The sequence below is a fragment of the Lascolabacillus massiliensis genome, assembly GCF_001282625.1.
Lineage (GTDB): Bacteria > Bacteroidota > Bacteroidia > Bacteroidales > Dysgonomonadaceae > Proteiniphilum > Proteiniphilum massiliensis.
In genome coordinates, this window is record NZ_CTEJ01000002.1 from 525,520 (window position 1) to 549,671 (window position 24,152).

General features: G+C 40.0%; 21 protein-coding genes, 1 tRNA gene and 2 pseudogenes. 13 read left to right on the plus strand and 11 right to left on the minus strand.

Going from position 1 to position 24,152, the window contains the following annotated elements:
* The first annotated feature begins 289 nt into the window (after window positions 1–289).
* The 6 genes from BN1354_RS06965 (at window position 290) to BN1354_RS12155 (ending at window position 7,088) form a co-directional block, all read left to right on the plus strand.
* The gene (locus BN1354_RS06965; RefSeq protein ID WP_053827238.1) at window positions 290–2,242 is read left to right on the plus strand and encodes a TonB-dependent receptor; all 1,953 of its coding nucleotides are present in this window, start codon (window positions 290–292) and stop codon (window positions 2,240–2,242) included.
* The gene (locus tag BN1354_RS06970; RefSeq protein ID WP_053826673.1) at window positions 2,239–3,414 is read left to right on the plus strand and encodes a DUF5074 domain-containing protein; all 1,176 of its coding nucleotides are present in this window, start codon (window positions 2,239–2,241) and stop codon (window positions 3,412–3,414) included. Before BN1354_RS06965 ends, BN1354_RS06970 begins: the two co-directional genes overlap by 4 nt.
* 16 nt (window positions 3,415–3,430) lie before the next feature.
* Complete coding sequence (locus BN1354_RS06975) at window positions 3,431–4,741, plus strand: PKD-like domain-containing protein (protein WP_045089103.1); 1,311 nt, start codon at window positions 3,431–3,433, stop codon at window positions 4,739–4,741.
* A 21-nt stretch (window positions 4,742–4,762) separates the two neighbouring features.
* Entirely contained in the window at window positions 4,763–6,124 is a 1,362-nt protein-coding gene (locus tag BN1354_RS06980; RefSeq protein ID WP_053826674.1) for a DUF5074 domain-containing protein, read from the plus strand.
* A 12-nt stretch (window positions 6,125–6,136) separates the two neighbouring features.
* Window positions 6,137–6,709, plus strand: a complete 573-nt coding sequence (locus BN1354_RS06985) for a DUF6580 family putative transport protein (protein WP_053826675.1) — start codon at window positions 6,137–6,139, stop codon at window positions 6,707–6,709.
* A gap of 274 nt (window positions 6,710–6,983) precedes the next feature.
* Window positions 6,984–7,088 (plus strand): RteC domain-containing protein, encoded by a 105-nt coding sequence (locus tag BN1354_RS12155; protein WP_231623119.1) that lies wholly within the window; start codon window positions 6,984–6,986, stop codon window positions 7,086–7,088.
* On the opposite strand, the pseudogene BN1354_RS06990 reads toward BN1354_RS12155, so the two are convergent.
* From BN1354_RS06990 to BN1354_RS07000, 3 genes and pseudogenes are all read right to left on the minus strand, one after another.
* Window positions 7,066–7,314: pseudogene (locus BN1354_RS06990) on the minus strand (transposase); the annotation flags it as partial. The gene BN1354_RS12155 and the pseudogene BN1354_RS06990 overlap by 23 nt on opposite strands.
* A gap of 291 nt (window positions 7,315–7,605) precedes the next feature.
* Window positions 7,606–8,217 carry a response regulator gene (locus BN1354_RS06995; protein WP_074010783.1) on the minus strand — a complete coding sequence of 204 codons (612 nt, stop codon included), beginning with the start codon at window positions 8,215–8,217 and terminating at the stop codon, window positions 7,606–7,608.
* A gap of 49 nt (window positions 8,218–8,266) precedes the next feature.
* Window positions 8,267–10,192 carry a tetratricopeptide repeat-containing sensor histidine kinase gene (locus BN1354_RS07000; protein ID WP_053826677.1) on the minus strand — a complete coding sequence of 642 codons (1,926 nt, stop codon included), beginning with the start codon at window positions 10,190–10,192 and terminating at the stop codon, window positions 8,267–8,269.
* Between the two features lie 231 nt (window positions 10,193–10,423).
* Between BN1354_RS07000 and BN1354_RS07005 the strand changes: the two genes are divergently transcribed.
* Window positions 10,424–11,527 (plus strand): hypothetical protein, encoded by a 1,104-nt coding sequence (locus tag BN1354_RS07005; RefSeq protein WP_053826678.1) that lies wholly within the window; start codon window positions 10,424–10,426, stop codon window positions 11,525–11,527.
* A 151-nt stretch (window positions 11,528–11,678) separates the two neighbouring features.
* Window positions 11,679–12,140, plus strand: a complete 462-nt coding sequence (locus tag BN1354_RS07010; RefSeq protein WP_154904834.1) for a hypothetical protein — start codon at window positions 11,679–11,681, stop codon at window positions 12,138–12,140.
* Window positions 12,141–12,240: 100 nt separating this feature from the next.
* On the opposite strand, the gene BN1354_RS12030 is transcribed toward BN1354_RS07010, so the two are convergent.
* Window positions 12,241–12,414 (minus strand): hypothetical protein, encoded by a 174-nt coding sequence (locus BN1354_RS12030; protein WP_157360200.1) that lies wholly within the window; start codon window positions 12,412–12,414, stop codon window positions 12,241–12,243.
* Between the two features lie 114 nt (window positions 12,415–12,528).
* Here BN1354_RS12030 and tnpA point away from each other — a divergent pair.
* A pseudogene (tnpA, locus tag BN1354_RS12205) lies at window positions 12,529–12,675 on the plus strand (IS66 family insertion sequence element accessory protein TnpA); the annotation flags it as partial.
* A gap of 49 nt (window positions 12,676–12,724) precedes the next feature.
* Here tnpA and BN1354_RS07015 read toward each other — a convergent pair.
* The 4 genes from BN1354_RS07015 to BN1354_RS07030 all read right to left on the minus strand — a co-directional run bounded on the left by BN1354_RS07015 (window position 12,725) and on the right by BN1354_RS07030 (window position 17,343).
* Window positions 12,725–14,005 (minus strand): phage integrase SAM-like domain-containing protein, encoded by a 1,281-nt coding sequence (locus BN1354_RS07015; protein ID WP_053826680.1) that lies wholly within the window; start codon window positions 14,003–14,005, stop codon window positions 12,725–12,727.
* A 214-nt stretch (window positions 14,006–14,219) separates the two neighbouring features.
* A tRNA-Asp gene (locus BN1354_RS07020) sits at window positions 14,220–14,293 on the minus strand.
* A gap of 249 nt (window positions 14,294–14,542) precedes the next feature.
* Entirely contained in the window at window positions 14,543–16,627 is a 2,085-nt protein-coding gene (locus BN1354_RS07025; RefSeq protein ID WP_197272037.1) for a dipeptidyl-peptidase Dpp5, read from the minus strand.
* Between the two features lie 62 nt (window positions 16,628–16,689).
* On the minus strand, window positions 16,690–17,343 hold the full coding sequence (locus tag BN1354_RS07030; RefSeq protein ID WP_045089098.1) for an ABC transporter ATP-binding protein: 654 nt from the start codon (window positions 17,341–17,343) through the stop codon (window positions 16,690–16,692).
* A 131-nt stretch (window positions 17,344–17,474) separates the two neighbouring features.
* Here BN1354_RS07030 and pdxH point away from each other — a divergent pair, with 131 nt between their 5' ends.
* Window positions 17,475–18,113 carry a pyridoxamine 5'-phosphate oxidase gene (gene pdxH, locus BN1354_RS07035; RefSeq protein ID WP_045089097.1) on the plus strand — a complete coding sequence of 213 codons (639 nt, stop codon included), beginning with the start codon at window positions 17,475–17,477 and terminating at the stop codon, window positions 18,111–18,113.
* A gap of 68 nt (window positions 18,114–18,181) precedes the next feature.
* Here the strand turns inward: pdxH and tsaB are convergent, their stop codons facing one another.
* The gene (tsaB, locus tag BN1354_RS07040; RefSeq protein ID WP_045089096.1) at window positions 18,182–18,877 is read right to left on the minus strand and encodes a tRNA (adenosine(37)-N6)-threonylcarbamoyltransferase complex dimerization subunit type 1 TsaB; all 696 of its coding nucleotides are present in this window, start codon (window positions 18,875–18,877) and stop codon (window positions 18,182–18,184) included.
* A gap of 188 nt (window positions 18,878–19,065) precedes the next feature.
* Complete coding sequence (locus tag BN1354_RS07045; RefSeq protein WP_045089095.1) at window positions 19,066–19,374, minus strand: RNA recognition motif domain-containing protein; 309 nt, start codon at window positions 19,372–19,374, stop codon at window positions 19,066–19,068.
* 382 nt (window positions 19,375–19,756) lie between these two features.
* Here BN1354_RS07045 and BN1354_RS07050 point away from each other — a divergent pair, with 382 nt between their 5' ends.
* Entirely contained in the window at window positions 19,757–21,178 is a 1,422-nt protein-coding gene (locus BN1354_RS07050) for a PhoH family protein (protein WP_231623088.1), read from the plus strand.
* Window positions 21,179–21,293: 115 nt separating this feature from the next.
* On the opposite strand, the gene BN1354_RS07055 is transcribed toward BN1354_RS07050, so the two are convergent.
* A complete protein-coding gene (locus BN1354_RS07055; RefSeq protein WP_045089094.1) occupies window positions 21,294–22,028 on the minus strand; it encodes an acyl-[acyl-carrier-protein] thioesterase in 735 nt (244 codons plus the stop codon).
* Between the two features lie 139 nt (window positions 22,029–22,167).
* On the opposite strand from BN1354_RS07055, the gene BN1354_RS07060 reads away from it, so the two are divergent.
* The gene (locus BN1354_RS07060) at window positions 22,168–23,388 is read left to right on the plus strand and encodes an L-serine ammonia-lyase (RefSeq protein ID WP_053826682.1); all 1,221 of its coding nucleotides are present in this window, start codon (window positions 22,168–22,170) and stop codon (window positions 23,386–23,388) included.
* Between the two features lie 156 nt (window positions 23,389–23,544).
* Window positions 23,545–24,135, plus strand: coding sequence for a Holliday junction branch migration protein RuvA (gene ruvA, locus BN1354_RS07065; RefSeq protein ID WP_053826683.1), 591 nt, complete (start codon window positions 23,545–23,547; stop codon window positions 24,133–24,135).
* Window positions 24,136–24,152 lie beyond the last annotated feature (17 nt).

Consider the following 24,152-nt stretch of genomic DNA (forward strand, 5'->3'; position numbering starts at 1 on the left):
GAGCTTTGGAACCAAATGCGAATCTGCATAGTTGCCATTTGATTTCATTATTTTTCCACGATTGCTATTTGTTTAACCGGAGCAAGTAGGTGTTTTGCTATTGTCTAACACCAATCTTCTCCATGCAAATAGTTAATTTATGTTTTTCGGTAAACAGCAACGTTTACGGGTAAGGGAAGGTATGCTTCTGGTTGTAGCATTACTGATAATTTCACTTACAACTTATGCCCAAAACACAACAACTAAAACACTTTCGGAAGTATCGCTTGACAGCCTCAAAGTTTATACAATGCCGGGGGTTACAATATATGGTCGAAGGTCCCAAATTGTACCCGCTCAAACTCTATCGGGAGAACAACTAAAAAAACTAAGCGTGGTTTCAGTAGCCGATGCCTTGCGGTACTTTTCGGGGGTACAGATCAAAGATTACGGCGGTATAGGCGGACTGAAAACAGTTAATGTCCGCAGTATGGGTAGCCAGCATGTCGGAGTATTCTTTGATGGCATTCAGATCGGGAATGCACAAAATGGCACAGTCGATCTTGGTAAATTCTCACTCGATAACATGGAAACCATTTCCGTTTACAATGGGCAGAAGAGTGAAATTTTTCAATCTGCAAAAGACTACGCATCAGCAAGTGCCGTGTATATGGTTACACGCAAACCTGTCTTTGATGATAACAGAAAGAATAATTTGACATTAAAAGCTAAGACAGGCTCGTTTGATCTTGCCAATGCTTCAGCTCTGTGGGAAACCAAACTTTCAGAAAATATAAGTCTATCGACAAACGCCGAGTTTATGTACACTTCGGGGAGGTACAAATTTAGATATCAAAAAGATGGAGGATACGATACCACAGAAGTCCGTCGAAACGGAGATGTAAGGTCATTGCGTGCTGAAACGGCATTATTTGGAAAAATAAAACATGGCGAATGGCAGGCTAAAGCCTATTTCTATAACTCGGAGCGTGGATATCCTGGGGCAGCGGTAAAAAAAGATTATGGAATATCTCTTCTAAATGAAGATCGCCAAAAAGACCGTAATTTCTTTGTTCAATCCCTTTTTCGTAAGAATTTATCATCCTTCTATAGTTTGAAAGTGCAGGCAAAATATGCCAATGACTATATGAATTACATCATGCCACCTGAGAGTACACTTGAACCGATGAATAATCATTATTGGCAACAAGAGGTATTTGTGTCCGCAGCTAATTTATTTTCTATTACCGATTGGTGGAGTGCAAATCTTGCCATTGATATGCAATACAATCATCTCGATGCCGATGGTACAGATATGTTCAACGTAGGCTTTGTTCAGCCTCGCCGTTATACAGTTCTCAGTGCTGCTGCCACTTCGATGCGAATCCAAAGGTTGAAAGTACAGGGGAATCTACTTTATACTTTTGTGACAGACGAAAGTGCTCGTAACAAGGCTGTTGCTACAGACAAAAACATCTTTACTCCGACAATTGTTGCCTCATATAAGCCTTTCGTAAAAAGCGATCTTGAACTTCGAGCTTTCTACAAAAAAATATTTCGAATGCCGACTTTTAATGACCTCTATTATGTTCAAATAGGTAATCGTCTATTGAAACCCGAATATACAACTCAGTATAATCTGGGTATTGTCTATAATAAATCATTCGACAAAGGAATATTTACCAATATAGGAATCCAAGCCGATGCGTACTATAATCGGGTTACAGACAAAATTATAGCCACTCCTACATCTAACCAATTAGTTTGGACAATGGTGAATCTGGGATATGTTGAAATCAAAGGTGTAGATGTAGGAATAACGCAAGGTTTTAAATTCGATCAAGTGATCTTCAATACGAGATTAAATTACACCTATCAAACAGCAAAAGACCTTACCCCTGAAAAAGATAGTGGTGGAAGCGGAGGTTCGGATCATACCGAAAATTTCTTCGGACATCAGATACCCTACATTCCTTGGCATAGTGGATCGGCAATCGTGAACGCTTCTTACCGTTCATGGGATTTGAATTACAGCTTTATATATACAGGTGAGAGGTATATGCTGGGTGGGAATATACCTGAAAACTATATTCAACCGTGGTACACTCACGATATGTCTGTCACAAAAAACTTCCAAATTAAAAAATCAACATTCAAAATCACAGCCGAGATTAATAACATTTTCAATCAACAATATGAAGTAGTTAAATGGTATCCGATGCCGGGAACAAACTTTAAAATCAATTTAATATTAATAATATGAAAAAAAACGCATTACACATCAGGCAATTTATTGTCCTGTTGCTGACTGTTGTTTTCATAACATCATGTCGGGAGGACGATCCGATACTACCTTCAAAACCCATAGAAGTAAATCCATGGGAGAAAGTTACAGGTGACATTTATGGTTTCTATCTTCTTAATGAAGGTAATATGGGAAGTAATAAAGCCTCTCTCGATTTTTATGACTATGAAACGGGCATCTATCATCGCAATATTTTCGGAGAGCGTAATCCGAACGAGGTAAAGGATTTGGGCGATGTAGGGAACGATATTCAGATTTATGGAGATAAGCTATACGCCATAATCAACTGTTCCAACTATTTGGAAGTAATGGATGTTAACACAGCGAAACACATCACAAAAATTGCTATTCCTAACTGTCGGTATATAGCCTTTAAGGATCAGTATGCTTATGTAAGTGCCTATGCAGGGCCAGTTGAAATTGACCAGAATGCCCGAATAGGCTATGTGGCAAAAATTGATACAGTAAGCTTTAAAGTTATTGATGAGTGTATAGTAGGTTATCAACCTGAAGAGATGGCAATTGTAGGTGATAAATTGTATGTTGCCAATTCTGGAGGATATCGTGTTCCCAATTACGACCGAACAGTATCAGTTATAGACCTCACTACTTTTACGGAAATTAATAAAATAGATGTTGCTATCAACCTACACAGAATTACGCCTGATAACTACGGGAACATCTATGTATCATCGCGAGGTGATTATTACCATACCCCTTCAAAAACATTCATTATAGATACAAGAACCGATAAGGTCATTGGAGAGATTGCAGATCTTCCTAATAGTAATATGACTCTCTGCCGTGATTCACTTTATGTATATAGCACCGAATGGAGCTACGTAAATAACGACTGGACAGTTTCTTATGCAATAGTCGATACCCGTACCCAGCAAGTCGTTACACGCAATTTCATTAAAGACGGCACAGATAAAAATATAAAAGTTCCGTACGGTATAGCTGTGAACCCTAATACGGGTGATTTTTTTGTCACTGATGCCAAAGACTATGTTTCACCCGGAACATTACACTGCTTTAATAAAGAGGGCATTAAGAAATGGTCAGTAACTACAGGCGATATACCTGCACACATTGTCTTCACACGCAAAAAATTGCAACCTATTAATTAATAAATTATATCAGAAAATGAAAACAAAATTAATTAAAACTACTCTAATTGCAGTAGCCATTTGTCTCGCATTGGGACTCTCGTTCACTTCATGTGACAATGCGGATGATCTGTATCTTCTTAAAGAAGAAGACATTAAGGTAGAACAGCCTGTTGGTGGCTTTACCACAAATGTAGACCAACTTTTAAAAATTGAAGTGATAAGTACTTCAGATGAAGGGGTCGTTTATCAATGGTTGATTGATGACGAAGTGATAGCGACAACAAAAAACTTGGAGCATATGTTTGCCGAAGCCGGAGAATATGACCTAATACTGAAAGTGGCACAAGGTCAGGTAAGTTATGAGTATCTCTTCAAAGTAACTGTTGGTTTTGGCGGAATTGATAAACCACAAGAAGGAGCGACCGCTTACATCACAAAAGTGCTGGATTTTATGCCAGCGGTAGGTCAATTCACCAATAAATTACCCAAATATGAAGATGGCGATACACAGGAGACAATGAATCAAAAGGTACTCAAAGCTATTGGGAATAATAATAGAGAGATGATTTCATTGGGTGGATATGGTGGATATGTTGTTGTAGGATTTGACCATACGATTGAAAACAAACCCGGCAAAAGAGATTTTCGCGTTACTGCAAATGCGTTTTATGCGGCGGGAAATCCAGACTCTAACGCACCTGAAGGCGGAAGCTGTGAACCGGGAATTATTATGGTAGCCTATGATGCCAATAAAAATGGTGTGCCAGACGAAAATGAGTGGTATGAAATTGCGGGAAGCTCTCACGAAGATGTGACAAAAGAGCTTTGGTATCAAAAGGCAAAAGATGCAGGAAACAATGTAAACCTATACCGTGATTATGAACTTACATACTACAAACCAGAAACAGAACCAACCTCAAAAGAAGAATGGGCAACTTATATTCGATGGGAAGATAATAAGGGTAATTCGGGATATAAAGTAAAGAATCAATTCCATCAGCAATGCTACTACCCTCTTTGGGCAAAAGATAATAAAGTCACATTTAAAGGAACGTGTTTACCTCAAAACGGCATAGATGAAAATGGTGCAGGAAGTTACTATGTTTTATATAAGTTCCGTTACGGGTATGCTGATAACGAAGTAAACACTAAAGACGAATCTGCCATAGATATTGATTGGGCTGTTAATAGCAAGGGACAAAAAGTACAATTACCAGGAGTCGATTTCATAAAAATATATACCGGAGTAAATCAAGAAAACGGCTGGTTAGGAGAGTGTTCGACCGAAATCACCAATGTAGAGGATCTCCACATATTAGGAATTAGTATTGATACACGTAAATAATTAACAATTTAAAATTAAAAAATGAAACAATTTTATTTTTCACTGACACTTTGTATTGCGGTTTTATTTGCATCATGTTCCCATGATGACTCAATTTACACACCTACTCCTCCGACAATCGCTATAGAAAACCTTTCTATAGAGACATCAATTGCACAAGAGGACACTATTTATTTAAAAGCAAAAATTGAAAGCCCATTAGAAACAACATTTACTTGGTCTGTAAACAATGTTGCTTCAGTATCAGATAAAGTAGCAACGGACTCTATCTATAAATTCGTTCAAAAAGAAGTTGGTGATTACACTGTCACCCTTACAGCACAGAATGCAGATGGAGAAACAAAAACGACTGTTAACCTAAATGTTTACGGCAAATTTAAATATGGAACGTTTGTCTTAAACGAAGGAAGTGCTTTTCAGGAGAACAGTTCTCTGATATTTATCAGCCCTAAAGGTATAGTTACAGATAGTGCCTATTGGAAGGTGAACCATACGGAGTTAGGTAATACTTCTCAAGACTTGTTTATCAGTGCAGGTAAAATATATTTTATTGCACAAAATGGAAAAAGTAGCCTTGGAAATTATCCGAATGATGGAAAACTGATAATCGCCAATGCTGAAACTCTGAAAAAAGAAGCGGCATACGATGATGAGCTATCAGTCCTTAGCTGGCCTACACATATAGCGGTGTTGGGGAATGAAGTCTTTATTCGCGACAATAAGGGAATATATTCATTCAATACTTCTACAAAAGAATTGAAGTTTATAGAGGGCTCTAATGGTGCACAAAAAAACAGAATGGCTGTAGCCGAAGGCAAAGTTTTTGTTCCAGCCAATAAATCTGTTTTGGTTTTGGAAGCCGGAAAATCGGAAATTTCACATAAGATAGAACTAAATGCTGCTGTTTCGGGGGTTATTAAAACATCAGATAATAATATTTATATTTCCACCACAGGTACACCGAATAAAATTTCTAAGATCAATGCAAAAAATTATTCTGTTATAAAAGAGAATGAAGTATCCGAAGGGAAATTGGGAGCAGGATGGGGTGCAACTCCGGGTATCAGTGCCAAAGGCGATACTATTTATTATGGAAATGCAACAACTAAAATTTATCGACATATCTTCAATACAGGAAAATCAGAATATTTGATTGACGCAAAAGATATTGTTGAAGATGCAGGTATGGCTTATAACAATCTTGCAGTACATCCGATCTCTGGCGAAGTTTATCAAACAACAATTAAGGCTTATGGTATGGATTTTCTTAAAAATAATATCAGTGTCTTCAATTTTAGCAAAAGTGAGTCTAAACTAAGGGTTAATTATAAGAATCATACCCATTTTCCAGCAGGAATATTTTTCACGTATGATTTTGAATAAAAACACAACATTATGAATAAAAATAAGATAAATCTTAGATTCAGTGTTATTACACTTATAATACTATCAGCAGCGATGAGTAGACTACTTCCTCATCCGCCAAATTTCGCGCCTATTGGCGGAATGGCTCTTTTCGGAGCTGCCTATTTTAGTAAAAAATATTGGGCTTTTATTATTCCGATAGTTTCTATGTGGGTTAGTGATTTAATTTTGAACAATGTGATTTACGGACAGTACTTTGACCATTTCGTATGGTTTTACAGTGGATCATTGTTTACCTATGGGGCATTCGCATTAATCGTTGTGCTTGGAATGTTTACACTTAAAAAAGTACGAGTTCCTAACTTGGCGGTATCGGCTTTGGGCGCATCAGTCATATTCTTTATAGTATCAAACTTTGGAGTATGGCTTACGTCAGGAATGTATCCTCCCACATTTAGCGGTCTAATGACATGTTACACCGCAGGGATTCCATTTTTCCACAACACTATCCTTGGCGATTTAGTGTACACGGGTGTATTGTTTGGTGCTTTTGAATTATGTGTTAGAAAAATTCCTCAATTAAGAGTTGCTCCATTTCAGTAAATATATGAAATCCATAGAGGTTGAGATAAAACAGCCTCTATGGATTCTATTTTAGATATCTATACCAATATAAAACATGAGAGATTATTTCAACAAATTAGTAGAGCAGATTTCAATAGAAACGAGTGTTGTTGATATGGAAGATTGCGATATCACCATTGAAGAATCTATTGCAATGATCAAACTTTTGAAGAAACATCTTTCTGATTTAAGGAGTTTCTTTCTTTCAAAAGAATCAATTAGTACACAAGAAGAAATAGTTTTCTTTAAAGAAATGAAACCTGAGATATTGGGTTTATTACTGTACTTTAATAAAATTCATAATATAGAATTGAAACGTCCAACCGGAAGTAACTGTCACGAGGTGTGTGAACTGTAACCTCACCCAGAGAAGTCTGAACCTGCTTGCGGTTATAGCCGTTGCGGCGATTACCCGATAAGCGCTCCTCTTCATCCATGTGGACATCCATCTCACCCTCCAATGCAGCATTCAGAAGGTTCTCCAGTAATGGCGCAAATGCACCGTCTTTTCCTAAAAGAGGCTTGCCGGCTTTTAACTGCTCCAGCGCCTTGGCTTGAAACGACTTGTAATCAAAATCTTCCATAATGTAAACTGTTGTGTAAAAGTAATAAAAAAATGATTTATTCTTTGACACAGTTTACTTTACAGTCTCACAATTTGAAATTAATTACACGATTACCGACAAGTCAGACACCGGAAACAAAAATGGAACTATTGTAAGAATTATCTTACGATCTCTCGAATCAATAAATTGATCATCCAAAAACCTGCCTTTTGAAACAAGTTTTCATTCTGTAGCCTTCCCAATTTGTAGGACAGTTCCAGGTCAGACAAGAATATTCACTTTATTTGGCAAGAGTCTTACGCCACAGAGTCATATCAATTTTTCTTCATATGCCATTTTAACCAAGACGGCTGTATTGCGTGCACCGAGTTTGAGGAGCAGATTTTTCCGGTAACTGTTCACGGTTTCAACGCTGAGAAACAGTTTTTCGGCGATTTCTACATTCGTGAAGCCATCGGCAATGAATTTCAATAATTCTTTCTCGCGTGGTGTGAGCCAGATATGCTGTTTGGTGGAGCGCTTCATCAGCATATCGATCTGCTCGCAGAGAAAAGTCTCGCCGTCGGCAACCGACTCGATGCTCATCAGGATTTCTTCGGGCATGGCGTTTTTAATCACGTATCCCGAAGCACCGTTCTCTATCATCTGCCTCACGATGGCGTATTCAGAATAACTTGTCAACGCCACAATCTTCACTTTCGGGAAAAGCGATTTTATTTCCTTGCACAAATCAATGCCGCTGGCATCGGGAAGGTTTATATCGAGCAAAATCACATCGGGTTGCTCGCGCCGCAGTTGCGTCATACATTCTTTGCCGGTATAACTGACAGCCGTGGTTTTGGCAAATCCCGATTCATCGACTAGTTTTTGCAGGCCTTCCACCAATATTTTATGGTCATCAACAATATGTACGGTTATCATATTAAATTTATGTTTTGCATTCGTCATCCGACACCTGTCTTCAGTCTCTTTAAATTTTGAACTCCACGTTAATTTCAGTTCCTTTTCCCGGTTCAGAGAAGACATTCATGCTTCCGCCAACCGATTCCGCGCGCGTGCGAATGTTGTTCAGTCCGGTGCCTTTAACAGGAGTAGTTGGATCGAAGCCTTTCCCATCGTCCTGCACGGTGAGCGAAACCCTGTCGGGTTGCTGAACGATCTGTACGTTTATGTTTTCCGCCTCGGCATATTTCAGCGCGTTGTTTACCAACTCGTGTACGCTGCGGTAAATCATGATCTCCAATGTGTTCTCAAGACGTTCATCATTGCCGAAGAAATGAAACTGCACGATGGAAAGGCTATCGCAAAAATCCTGCAACGAAACCTTTAACCCGTATCGCGAGAGTGAATCGGGCATCATGTTATGCGCAACGCGCCTTAGCTCGTTGATGGAGCTGTCCAGCATATCCACCACTTTATTAAATTGTATCACATCTTCCGAAGCGAGGAGTGCTCCACCTTTTTTCATATCAAATAAATTAAGTTTCACTGCCGAAAGCATGCCGCCAAGTCCGTCGTGCAGGTCGCGCGCCAAACGTGTGCGCTCGGTGGCTTCTCCTTCAAGAATGGCATGTGTGGCAATGAGTTGTTTTTCTTTTTCCAATTGAATCACCTGTTGCTGAGCCAGGTGTTTTTTTGCTCTCTGACGAAGATAGAGTGCTCCCAGCAAAATAATTATTCCCAATAAGCTTACCGCGAATATGATTCCATAAAGAACACGTTCTTTCTCCAATGTGTTGATCCGGATTTCTTTTTTCTCTGTTTGATATTCCGTTTCCAACAATGCCATTTGCTGCCGGTTGTTTTCAGCATAAACAGAGTCTTTTAACAGGTATGCCGAATCAAGTTGTTGAAAAGCAGTTTCAAAATCACGGTTATGCGCGTTTGTATGTGCCAATACCCACAGCGATTCGCGCTGCTTGTCTTTCGCTTGCAGCTTTTTGGCAGTGTTCAGCGCCTTTGCTGCCGCTTCTTGTGATTTGCCATACTGTTCATTCATCAGATATGCTTCGGAAAGAGCCAGGTAATTGCGCATGATCTCCCACTCATCACCAACTTGTGTGGCGAGTTGCTGCGCTTTTTCATACTCCTGCAGGGCTGAAGCATAATCTTTTTTATAACTCATCAAATACTTGCCGTAATTTAGATGATACAGAAATATTTTGTATGGGTCATCCTGCTCCTTGCCATAATCCAATATTTGATGAAGCAAAGGGAGCACCTCTTCGTACTTTTCTTGAGTCATTAACGCATCGGCTAAAATAATACGCCCTGTTGCGGTCATAAACTCATCTCCGTTTTTATCAGCCAAGGAGATACATTGGTGCGCATACGCTTCCGATTTCTGAGCATCACCCACGAGACCATATAATGTGGCAAGATTATTGAGTGTATAAGGCGAAAATTGAGAATCCTCAACTTCATCAAATATCTTCGATGCCTGAATGTAATAATCGATGGCTTTTACGTAATCACCTTGAATCTGTTTCACTGTACCATAATTATGAAAGACCATTCCCAAGCCGAGAGTGGCTTCCCTTGTCTGTAACTTACGGTAGGCATGTTCCGCTTTTTCCAGGTAATGAAACGATGAGTCTAAATCAGTATTTATCAACGTAAATATAGCCCCTATGCTTCTGTAGCTGCTGGCGAGCTGCATCTGGTCTTTCTGTTCTTCGGCGATGGCGATAGCTCTTTCGGTAATTTCGAACGACTTGGCAGGACGACTGTAAAGGTATTGCTTACCCACTGCCAGCATTGAATCAACATTCACTTTTCCATGCTTGTCTGTATGCTTCAAAACAAGTGAATCCACATCCTGCGAAAACAACCTTATCGACATGAAAAAGAGAAAGAAGAGTGGAAGACATATAATAATTGGATTCCTTATTCTCATAATTATTTAATTACAAGTGTGTTATAAAGCTGTGAGTCTTTAATTTTTTACTTATGACAAAGTTAAGTTTGAACCGCCATAAGATAAACCCCTTTTTTGGGGGTATTTTCCGCTTTCGCGGCACTGTACATTTGCATCGGTAAAGATGTGTAAAAATATCGAAAAGAAAAACTAACGATCATCTTTAACACAATACAAAATATTAAATCAACATTTTAAATCATCACAGCAATGAAAAAGTATTTTAATTTTACCTGTTTGGCAATGCTTGCCGCACTTTTGTTTCTCGCTTCGTGCGAAAAGGACGATTTGTTGCAGGAAGAAATTCCACAAGGCTGCAACATCGTAGAAGTAACGGAGAACATTACCACACCTACCACGTGGACAGAGGGAAACGTCTATGTAATCAGACAGACGATATCCATACGCAATGTATTGACAATAGAACCCGGGGTAACCGTGAAGCTGAAAGATGCTTCCATTAATGTTATCGAAGGAAAAGTAATAGCAGCCGGTACACCGCAAAAACGCATTGTATTCACATCGCTTGCCGATGACCGCTATTGTGGCGACTCCAATGGTGATGCAGCACTCACGATGCCTGAAAAAGGTGATTGGGAAAGGATCAATCTGCAAGATGGCACGGGACACCTGTTTAAATACGTGGATTTCTTTTATGCCGGACAAAACAGCGGTGGATTTTATAACGCATTAAAGGTAGGTGCTAGTTCTTTCGAATTCGACAACTGCCGGTTTGCGCATACGCTTTTCAGTCCGTCAGCATCCTACGAAAATGCCACGGCATTCTACGGTGGTGCGGCGATGACCAACCCCGAAATGCAAAAGTTTACCAACAATTCGTTCTATGACAATGGAAAACCGTTGTATGTCTGGACGCACTACACGGTGAATCCCAACAATAAATTCCATAATCCGGAGAATCCACAACAACAAAACAGCCACAACGGAATTGCCATGATACGCAGCAGCGGCGGTTTGGATGCAACCGTGCAATGGCATGTTACCGAAGTGCCTTATATATTGGATGAATATATACAGGTATACGGTTCTCAGGTAATTGACATAGGCTCTAATGCCGTGATAAAATTCAAGCGGGCCGGTGCCGGCATTCAACGCAGTTCGGCATCAAACGTTATCCTGCCATCCTCAGCGATTCTCACTTCATATAAAGACGATTCGGTAGGCGGCGACACGAACGGTGATGGAAATGCCTCTGCACCAGCAAAAGGCGATTGGCTGGGATTTCGAAATGCTTATAGTGGTAATCCCTATTACGAGGAAAGTGTGAATATCCGTTACGCAAAGAATCCCTGATATAAAAGGTATTAATCTTCAATTCAATGATAAAATAAATAAATTATTTTCTACATTTTAAAAATCAAAAACAATGAAAAAAGTTATCTTTATTGCCCTATTGGCAGCCGTAACAATCATGCCTTTATCCGCTCAACAGTTTCAAAAAGACATGGGCGCAGTAAACTTAGGAATCGGTATAGGAACCGTTTTAAGCGGCCTGGGCACCGGACGTCCTGCCGTGACACTCGCTTACGACCACGGAATGTGGGATATTGAAGATGCCGGAGTAATAAGCATCGGAGGCTATTTCGGAAATGCCGGATATTCCTACAAAGACGCAGGTTACTCTCAGAAATGGAATTACTGGTTAGTGGGAGCGCGCGGTGCATACCATCACCACGGTTTCAAAAGTGTTCCACAACTCGATCCTTACGTGGGTTTGATGCTGGGTTATAATATCGTGACATATTCTTCGAGTGGAGATTACACGGGACCAAACAGTTACGGAAGCGGAATAGGATACTCTATTTTTCTCGGCAGCCGCTGGTTTTTTAATGATAATTTCGCTGCTTTTGCCGAATTAGGGTACGGAATAGCCGTTTTAAACGCAGGTGTATCGTTTAAGTTTTAATTGACTGCATTTCATTCGAGGTTGATTCGTGTTGCATCTCAATTTTCAGTAAACTTATCCGTTTCTATACAGCCGTTTGCCATGTGATTCAAAGTCCCGTTCATACCGCAAGAAAAGGGTTACAGCTTAAAGTTGTAGCTCTTTTTTTTTGGAAATTACCCATTGAAGTGTCATCATAGTGTAAAACTATTTTTGAAGCACTACTGTCACCTTTCCTATTTGTGTAAGCTACCCATAAGTTATACTTTTCAATTATTGCAATATATTCGTCCATAATCGAATATTTTGTGCGAATGTGGTGATTTTCGTTTATATATGAATATCATTAGTGTCCACTGTAAGCATTCGGTAAACCCCGTCCTATTTTAACTTCTGATCCTTGCTATATTTGCCCATAAAAAATAACATATGGACATTACAGCAGTTTGAGGAGATATTTGATCGTTACCAGTCCAGCGGGCTTCGCATAAAAGAGTTTTGCCGGAACGAGTCAATCGTTGAATCCAGGTTTTATTACTGGCAGAAGAGATTGCAGGAGCACAACTACAGAACAGTTCGAGAGTCCGGTTTTGTTCCGATCGTCTTTACCGGTTCCAATTCATTGCCTGCAAACAAAGCAGTCCATTTTTCTTCTTTTTCTTCTGATCCGTTAAAAGATTTAAAACTTTCCTATTTGCTTTGTCGCATATACTATAATCAATGTCAATGCAGATATCAGTCATTTTATGTTCTTTAGATACATGCCCCAAACAAAAATCTATGTCAGGCTTTGATATATCTGCTTTATTTCTTGCTATGCTGGCCCAAGAGTGTCGAGCCCAGCTTGAACTCAGTTTTGAGATACCAATTTCTTCACCTATCTCTTTCAGGCCTTTGTTAAGACTACTGCGGAAACTATCGATTGATGAATACCTGTTTTTGACATCAGAAAGAAAACCTTTTGAACTATATTTATCAATTAGTATTTGAAGTTCAGGCTCAATCTTTATAGATAACATAAACATTTCATTGTCGTCCGTATCCGTTTTAGAGCGTTCGTAATTTAGTCGGCCATCAACTGGCTGATCAAGACGATATAAGTCACCGATATTTATTCCCATCATATAGAACATCATCATAAACATGTCACGTGAGAATGCAGCTCTTTCAAAGGTGCAGACATGATCACGTATTTTCTTTATATTCTCGACGGAAACATTTTTCTTTTTGTACGCTGGTATTTCAACTGCGAACGGTTCGTTTGGTATTCGAATAATGTTGTAATCAGGTTGATTATAGGTTCCTTTGCAAAAGTTATATAGTGCACGTAGACCTCTCACATAGTTACTGATTGAACCGTTTTTTAATGGCTCACCTCGCTTTCCTGATACTTTTAATTTCTCAATATAATCAGCTATTTTATTCCGGGTGATATCCCTTGCATCGATTTTCGACTTTCCATAATACCACACGAAGCTATCAAGTGACTGTTGATACCACTCCCTAGTTTTCTCTTTCTTTGTTTTTGAAATAAGTTGATTGCAGTATTCAACGAAATCAATAGTATCATAGTCTGGTTGCGTTGACTGTACGAGGTAATCCCGGTATTCTGCACAACTCATTTTAGATGATCTTTCACTTCCTAGCTCTAAGCCGGCTTTTCGGTACTTCTGAATAACCTCGCCTAATTCAAAGTTATACAGGTCTGTATTTGGATGAAGAGGATTAATAGAGCCATCCGGGAGCATGAATGACGGATCTATGTAATATTCGGTAGGAATGTATTGCGATTCTTTATTGTGATATACTCTAATTTTTATATTAGTGGTTCCGTCTGACTTTATATGATTTTTAGTATTGAATACAATTGGTTTAAAAGTTGCCATTATTGATTTGCTTAAATAGTTATTAATTCAAATCAATTTTGGAGCGCAAAAAATATACTTCAAAGAAAGTTCAAAGATATTTCAAAGAAATATACCTCTTATATGCCGTTTTTAGTTAAAAATAAGGTCGGTTTTAACAAAAAAAGCGGGTTAGCTCAAAATTGAACCAACTCGCTTTACTCTTTTCTCGCTGTTTATCAGCTCTTTAACTCTGCGGTATGGACGGGACTCGAACCCGCGACCCCCTGCGTGACAGGCAGGTATTCTAACCAACTGAACTACCACACCATTGGTTTTGCTATTGAACTTCTTACTTTATAACTGAGAATCTCCATTCTCTGTAAGTGCAGCTCTCATTAGCGAGTGCAAAGATACGTATATTTTCAGAACTGCAAAACATTTCAGATTATTTTTTTTAAGATTGAAGCAAAATCTGTATTAATTTTACCTGTTTCTTAAATTATTACTGTTCTTACCCTGCCTCACCCTTCTAAAACAGTAGATATAGAAGGGTGAGGTTAAGGATATAAACAGCTGTTATTTCAACCACTGATCGAACCATCTGAAGAACTCTCTCTGGAATAGAATGCCGTTCTGTGGCTTTGCTATCCAGTGGTTCTCATCAGGGAAAATAAGCATTCGTGAAGGGATATCGCGCATCTGTGCGGCATTGAAGGCCATCATTCCCTGTGATGCAAGAATACGATAGTCGAGCTCTCCGTGAGAGATCATGATTGGTGTATCCCATTTCTCTACGAATAGGTGTGGAGAGTTGGCATATGTTTTTTGTACTACTGCATTACTCTTATCCCAATAAGGTCCGCCCATATCCCAGTTGGCAAAGAACATCTCTTCTGTTTCGAGGTACTGTGCTTCCAGATTGAAGATACCTGCATGAGAGAAGAATGCTTTAAAGCGACCGTCGTGATTGCCTGCAAGCCAATATACTGAGAATCCTCCATAGCTGGCTCCTGTGGCACCCAATCTATTCTCATCAACAAATGGTTCAGCAGCAACTGCATCAATTGCTGAGAAGTAGTCCTTCATATTCTGACCACCATAATCGCCACTTATCTGCTCGAGCCATTCACTGCCGAATCCGGGTACACCGCGACGGTTTGGAGCGACAACAATATATCCGTTTGCTGCCATCATCTGCATATTCCAGCGGTATGACCAGAACTGATCGAGACTGCTTTGCGGTCCTCCCTGACAATATAGCAGTGCAGGGTATTTCTTTGCAGGATCAAAATTAGGAGGATAAACAACCCATGTGAGCATCTGCTTTCCATCGGTGGTTTCTATCCAGCGCTCCTCAACCTCTCCCATCTGAAGCTGATCGAGTATATGTTTATTTTCCTCAGTGATATTGGTTGATTCACCGGTATTTAGGTTTACACTATAAATCTCGGTTGGCTGTGACATCGATTGACGTGATGCTATTATTCCATCAGCTCCCAAAGCTATTGAAAGATAGTTGTGCTTACCTTCCGTCAGCGCTTTAATCTCTTTTGTGGCAAGGGTTACCGAGTAAATCTGTGAGGTACCGTTAACCGACGACACCATATAAATAGTGCTGTTATCCTCACCCCAGATATATGTATCGCAGTTATTATCGAAATTCTCAGTAAGATCTGTCTTCTCGCCTGTGGCAAGATTCATAACAAACAGTCGGTTCTTATCAGCCTCATAACCATCACGCTCCATGCTCTGCCAAGCAAGCATGGTTCCGTCAGGCGAGAATGTGGGGTTAATATCATAACCCATCATTCCTTCGGTCATATTTTTTACCTCACCACTCTCAAGATTATAAAAATAGATATCGGAGTTGGTAGATTCTGCATATTCTCTTCCTGTTTTCTTCTTGGATGTATATGCAACTATCTTGCTGTCGGGACTCCAGGCCAATTGCTCAATACCGCCAAAAGGTGCCAGTGGTGCTTCGTACGGCTCACCCTCCAGAAGATCTTTTATGTTGGTCAGTTTATTTCCTGAAACGTCTGCCACAAATGGATGAGGAACTGATTCCACCCAGTGATCCCAGTGCTTGTACATCAGATCGTCTACTACCCTTCCCGAAGCTTTCTGAAGATCAGAATACCTGTCGGATGCAGTATCAACACTTTTTACACTCTTTATAAAAAGGACCTTTGTTTCATCAGGTGAAAATTTGAATCCTTCTATATCTCCATCTACATCAGAAAGTTTGGTCATACCTCCTCCGTCAGGATTCATACTCCAGATCTGGGAAGATCCTGTTTCGCTTCCAAGGAATGCAATTTTCTTTCCTTTATTAATCCAATGAGGATTGCTTTCTGATATATTGGTGACAGTGAGTCTTCTCTTTTCTGATCCATCACTTTTCATTATAAAAAGCTCTGAGTTAGATTTGTTTTGCGGAATGCTGACATATGTCACCTGATAGAGTAAACTTGTTTTATCGGGTGATACCTCGAAGCTGCCCACTCTCCCAAAGCTGTGAAGCACTTCAGGTGTCATAATACCGTTCTCTATTACAGGGTTGGCCTGACCGATAATCTCGTTTTTATCCATTCTTGCTCTGTTGCTTTCTTCAGGAGTGCCGTTGCATGAGAGCAGACTCCCTCCTATAATTATTGACATAAATAGTAATTTACCTTTCATCTTTTTATCTTATTTGCCTGTTGAATAGTCGGATATATTGATCAATCGATAATTTCACCGTCGATCATATGAATTGTTCTGTCGGTTATGCTTGCCAGATGCTCATCGTGTGTAACAATGATGAAAGTCTGATCGAGTTTATTACGCAGCTCGAAAAATAGTCGATGCAACTCCACCTTGTTATCGGAGTCCAGACTACCCGATGGCTCATCGGCAAACACCACTGCAGGATTGTTGATTAATGCACGTGCAACTGCCACTCTCTGTTTTTCACCTCCGGAGAGCTCTGCAGGCTTGTGCTCTGCCCTGTCTCTCAATCGCATCATATCAAGCAGCTCCATGGCTCTTTTCTGGGCGTCGTGGTAACTGGTATTACCAATCAGTGCAGGGATCATAACGTTCTCCAATGCTGTAAATTCGGGAAGTAGCTGATGAAACTGAAATACAAATCCTATATTCTTATTACGGAAATCTGACAACCTCTTCTCACTCAGCTTACTAAGCTCATTGCCATCTATGTAAATCTTGCCTGAGTCAGCCTTTTCAAGTGTTCCCATTATCATAAGAAGTGTGGTTTTGCCGGCACCGCTGGGACCAACAATTGATACTATCTCCCCCTTTTTAACTTCAAGGTCGATGCCTTTGAGCACCTTGAGGTCACCAAAGCTTTTGAAAATCTTTTCTACTTTAATCATTTACAACAAATTTCCACGAAAATAAGCAAAATATGCGTCTTTACGCATTATTAACGACCAAAAAGTTGCAAATAGCTCATATAGTAGTTTATATTTGTACTTTTTACAGTTACTAATTAAGTTGTTTGCTGATGAGTAATTTACGTCAAATGCGTCAGGAATATGCTGCAGGAAGCCTCAACGAAAATGAGATGGCCTCTGATCCTATTCAAGAGTTTGAACAATGGATGGATGCAGCAATAAATGCGGGGCTTTCAGAACCGAACGCCATGATAATTGCCACGGCAACGCCCGATGGAAAACCTTCTGCACGTGTTGTGCTGTTAAAAGAGTTTAACCATGAGGGGTTCGTGTTTTTCACAAACTATAATAGCCGAAAAGGTAAGGAATTGAAGCAAAATCCTTCTGCCGCTATACTGTTCGATTGGCATGACATTGAACGCCAGGTACGTATAGAGGGAATGGTGGAGAAAATATCTGAAGAGGCTTCTGATGAATATTTTAATTCAAGACCTGAGAGTGCAAAGATTGGAGCATGGGCATCTCCGCAAAGTAGAATAATTAAGGACAGGGATGAGCTGGAGAAGCTTCAGGAGGAGATTGAAGATCAGTTTGATGATCTGCCTGTACACCGCCCCTCACACTGGGGAGGTTATCTGGTGAGACCTACAAGCATTGAGTTCTGGCAGGGACGACCAAACCGTATGCATGATCGCATTGTCTACTATAAAACAGAGGATGGTTGGACCATGCATCGGCTTGCACCTTAGTTTTTAGCCCTCAAAGCTAATCTTGCGATGGGTACCGTCGCAGATCGGGTAATGAATAAATAGTCCTATTATTTAACGTTAATAACTTTATTTTTTGGCGTAGTTGCCACAAATTCTTTAAGGTAAAATGGTTCGAAATAGGCGCTGTCAACGAAATCTCCAGCAGCATACGCCTGCTCGGCAAGTGGTACCATTGCTGTTGCCAGCGGATCTACATTATCTATAAATATTGAATTGGGATGGGTTGACAGCTCCTTGCATTTAGATGAGCCATTGCCGAAGAAAGCGATCCTGTTTTCATCCAAAAGGTCATTATATGTATCGGCTTCGATAATATCAGCTGATGTTTCGCGGATTACGTTCAGCGACTGGTCATAGAATGTGGCATAGACCTCCATTCGCCTTGCATCTATCATAGGGCAAAGCAGTGTACCCTCTTCTACTTTATCTCTCATCATTGATGCCATTATCTTGGAGGTGGGGATTGCAATCATCGGAACACCAAGACCATAACTCAGACCTTTGGCTTCTGAGACACCGATGCGAAGTCCGGTATATGAACCGGGACCACTGCTTACCGCTACTGCATCAATCTTTAAATTATTCTGCCTGGCATATTCCATATGTTCATTGACAAAGACGCCAAGAAGTGATGCATGTGACTGTGCCGTATGACTCTCTCTGTTTTGTAATATTTCACCGTCGCGCGATAATGTACAGGAACAAACGGGTGTAGCTGTTTCTATTGAAAGTATAATTGGCATACTGCTCTGAATTGATAAAACACTTGAATGTATATGTATGATAATCAACCAATAGTTACCGGCAAACAATATTTAAAACAATAAATATCTTTGGTAAATGCTACTAATTGAACAGTAAAGATACAAAAAATAGGACACAAAAAAACTGCACCCCTGAGGAATGCAGTTTAATCGTAAACCTATAAAGATTAATACCTGTTTCTGTCGCGATTACCGTAACCACCACGATTGCCACCGCCACCTGCTGGTCTTTCAGTACGTGGACGAGCTACTGAAACAGACAATGTACGTCCGTCGTATTCTGCATCGTTTAGTTCTTCAATGGCACGCTGTCCATCACCTTCGTTAGACATTTCAACAAAACCGTATCCTTTAGAACGGCGTGTTTCACGGTCGGTAATAATTTTTGCTGAGGACACTTCACCATATTCCTCAAAAAGTTCTTTTAAATCGGCGTCAGTAATCTGATAACTTAAGCCAGCTACAAAAATGTTCATGTAAAAAAAATAAAAATTTGAATAATTAATTTTGCAGAAGTTATTAAAAAAGAGGAGTTAGGAAATAACTTACATTGGTGTGAAGTAATAAAATAACGACCTGCTGTAAAAATACTTTTGCCCGACAAAGATAGGTATAAATTAATTGTAACAAAACATTTTGAGAAAAAAAACGTAATTATTTTACTATCAGGGAGAAATAGGTGTAAATATCACACTTCCAAATGGATGGGTTATTGAGTAAAAAATGAAATTTTGTTTTACCCTGATTCAGCGAAATTGTTTTCTAAATGTTATATTTGTAATCATGTTCAGGCAAATGATTTATAATTTTAAATAATTGTAGTCTGAGCTTTGTTTCTAATACATTAAAATAAACAACATGGCAACAAAAGCAAGTGAAAACGCAACTATGGTAGAAAATACCACTAAAAAAAGTACCACCACAAAGTCTAAAACTAAAATTAAAAAAGAAATAACAGGGCCAAAGAAAAACTTTATACTTGATACAAATGTGATTTTACATGACTTCGAAGCTATCAATAATTTCGAAGAGAATGATATTTATATCCCGTTTATTGTGCTTGAGGAGCTTGATAAATTCAAGAAAGGCAGCGAGCAGATCAACTATAATGCAAGGGCTTTTGTAAGGGAGTTAGATCTTATAACTGACGATGATCTGTTTACCAGCGGCGCTGAGCTGGGTTTAGGTAAAGGAAAACTATATATTGTGAATGCATCGAAGGATAATAAGAAGATTACTGATGCATTTCCTGAAAGATCACCGGATAACCGCATTCTCTCGGTATTGTCTGAGATTGCAGAGAAGAACCCGGGAATGAAAACGATACTTGTTTCAAAGGATATCAACCTGAGAATGAAGGCTCGCTCACTGGGTTTCCTGGCTGAGGACTACATCAATGATAAGGTTACTGATGTGAATATTTTTGACACAGGTGAGCATGTTGTTGAGAGCTTTGATCCGGATATGATTGACAGGATCTATGCACAGCCGGGAGGTGTTGATGTTAGTGAGTTTAACTTCGAATTCCAGCTTAACCCTAATCACTGTTTTATACTTAAGAGCGAGAGAAACAGTGTTCTTGTAAGGTATAACCCATTCACTCAAAAGATTAAGAAAGTTGAGAAGGATGTGAATTTTGGTATTCACCCAAGAAACGCTGAACAAACATTCGCATTTGAGGTTCTGAATGATCCGGATATCAAACTGGTAGGTCTGACAGGTAAGGCGGGTACAGGTAAAACTTTACTGGCGCTTGCTTCTGCCTTGAAACAAAACAAAACATACAGTCAGATACTTCTGGCAAGACCAATAGTTTCTCTTTCGAACAGGGATCTCGGATATTTACCGGGAGATGAAAAACAGAAGGTTGCTCCATATATGCAGCCACTCTTTGATAACCTGAATGTGATAAAATCACAGCTGGGGCAGAATAGTCCCGACCTCCGTTTGATTGATGAGCTGCAGAAAACAGGTAGACTGGAGATTGAGGCTCTTGCTTTTATCAGAGGACGAAGTCTGACAGAAACATTCTGCATAATTGATGAAGCACAGAACCTTACACCACATGAGGTGAAAACGATTATTACCCGTGCAGGTGAAAACACTAAGATGGTGTTTACGGGCGACCTGCAGCAGATTGATTCTCCTTATCTTGATATGCAGTCGAATGGTTTGGCTTATATGATTGATAAAATGAGAGGTCAGAACATTTTTGGACATGTTAATCTCGTCAAAGGCGAACGTAGCGAATTATCTGAATTAGCGAGCAATCTGCTTTGATTTAGCCTCGTTCCTCTTTTGCATTAATAGATTTAATGGTTGTATAGCAGCCCTCAGACAATTCTATCGGGATCCGATCTGCGAATTTCACGCAATTTGATTTGATGTCCGAGTTTCAGACTTCTTCGAAGAGGAGCCTTGCCCTGCAGGCAATACCTTTATCGCGAGTAACAATCTCAAAGCGAAAATCATCAGGAGCAACCTCTTCGCGGTGGACCTTACCCTTATCGTCGATAGTGAGCTCTTTCAGGAAGTTGATATCGAATCGTCGGATCCTGTGCTCTCGATAGAAATCGAGTGAGAAGCAGTCTGAAATCCACTGTACGTAATATAGACTGTTAGCATGGTTATTTACATCAATCTTGCTGTATCTCACAGTAAAACTGTTGACTATCTCACCCTCAACCCCGGGCAGATGTTCAGGATCGCCAATAGGTGTTGATTCATTAATAATAAACTCTTTCATTGCAGGGATTGAATCAAGAGGTATACTACGACGTGTTTTCATATCCATAATGGCCCATGAGGTTGCGGCATAACCAATTACTATCCCATCTGCATCACTTATCCGGAAATTACGGGTGGTAAACGCTGTACCTATCTTCTCAATCCATGTTTCGATAGAGATTGTATCATCTTCGTGGGGTATGCGATCCATCTGTATGACCAGCCTCGATAATACCCATGTGAGATCCTCCTTCTGGAGATCCATTATACCAAAGCCATTCTCATCAGCATTCTTACCTGCAGTAATAAGTATGAAATTTGTAAGTGATTTCAGGGAAACCTTTCTTCTGAAGTCAATATCCTGAGGTTCTATATCGTAAACATATATTTTCTTTGCACCCATATATAATTTGTTTTTCTGACAATTATTCACTAAGTTGTCTGTTACAAAGTTAAAAATAATCCGTTAAAAATGATTATCTTTGTTATCAGTTCAACTTAATACTTTACAACTCCTTAGTTTCAGAAAAAATCGCCTTTATATGCAATCAATCAAAGAATTATACAGAATAGGAAATGGTCCTTCCAGCAGTCACACTATGGGTCCGAAGAAAGCAGCAGAACTTTTTCTGGATGATCACCCCCATGCTGCCAGGTTTAATGTTACACTTTATGGAAGTCTGGCCGCCACAGGAAAGGGTCACTTGACAGATCAGGCACTTCTTAATGTTCTTGAACCGGTTGCACCTACAACCATAGAGTGGCTGCCAAAAACTTTCCTTCCATTTCACCCTAATGCCTTGAGACTGGATGCTTTTGATGAAAATGAAAAGATTATTGATTCCCGCACACTATATAGCGTGGGAGGCGGTGCGCTCTCAGATGGAGAGAAAATAATCGGTCTCACTGAAAACCAGGGAAAGGATATATACCCTATGACCACCATGTCGGAGATTATGAACTGGTGTGAAAAGACTGGCAAAAGCTACTGGGAGTATGTTGAAGATTGTGAGGGGAAAGATATCTGGGACTATCTGAAAGAGGTGTGGAGAGTTATGAAAGAGGCTGTGATAAGAGGTTTGGATAATGAAGGGTTACTGCCCGGACCGCTTAGTTTGCACCGCAAAGCTGTGAGTTATCACATCAAGGCGAAGGGATATAAAGATTCGTTACGCTCACGTGGATTGGTTTTTGCTTATGCTCTTGCTGTATCGGAGGAGAATGCTTCGGGAGGTGAGATTGTTACTGCACCTACATGCGGATCGTGCGGTGTGGTGCCTGCAGTACTCTATCATCTTGAGCAGAGCAGAGGATTCAGTGAAAACAGGATGCTAAGGGCACTGGCTACTGCAGGGTTGTTTGGCAATATTGTGAAACAGAATGCATCAATTTCGGGAGCTGAGGTAGGCTGTCAGGGTGAAGTTGGCGTTGCCTGCGCAATGGCGGCAGCAGCAGCAAGTCAGCTCTTCGGAGGCAGTCCTGCTCAGATTGAGTATGCCGCGGAGATGGGACTCGAGCATCATCTTGGTATGACTTGTGACCCGGTGTGCGGACTGGTTCAGATTCCTTGCATTGAACGTAATGCATATGCTGCTGCACGTGCTCTTGATGCCAATTTATACTCTTCCTTCACTGATGGTATTCACAGGGTCTCATTTGATCGTGTGGTTGCTGTGATGAAACAGACTGGTCACGATCTGCCTTCTCTTTATAAGGAGACGGGGGAAGGGGGACTTGCCAAAGGGCATGAGTTCTCGCACTGATAATCTTGAATACTGAACTTGAACTGATTGAATTGACTTAGGAATTTATTTAGATATACAAATATTGATCATCGTAATTTAGCGGGCAGTTTTATAATTTTTTCCCGGAACCACCGTTATAAGGGTGGTATTACGTAATAAACCAACTGATTTAAAATGATTGACTATATCAAAGGAGAAGTGGCAGAAATAACTCCTGCATCTGTAACTCTGGAGTGTGGCGGAATAGGCTACCAGATGAATATTTCGCTTAATACTTATGGAGAATTGAATGGAAAGACCGAAGCGAAGTTATATGTATATGAATCGATCAGAGAAGATGCACATGTACTTTTCGGATTTATGAATAAGCATGAGAGGGAGTTGTTCATGCTGCTGATAAGTGTCTCGGGGGTTGGACCCAGTACAGCACGTGTGATACTTTCATCACTAAGCTCAAAGGAGCTGGAGAATGTGATAGCATCTGAAAATGCAGCTGTATTGCAATCTGTTAAAGGAATTGGAGCAAAAACAGCACAGAGAATTATAGTCGACCTAAAAGATAAGATCAAGTTTACCGATGAGAGTGGGAACGTTGTACAATCCGCCAAGGATGATCTCACTGAAACCGGTCACGCTGCTATTTCTGCTCTCATTATGCTTGGGTTCGTTAAGAATGCATCTCAGAAAGTGGTTTCTAAAATCATTAAGGAGGATCCCTCATTACCAGTTGAGGCCATTATAAAAGAGGCGTTAAAGAGATTATAGACTATCTTCTGAGATTG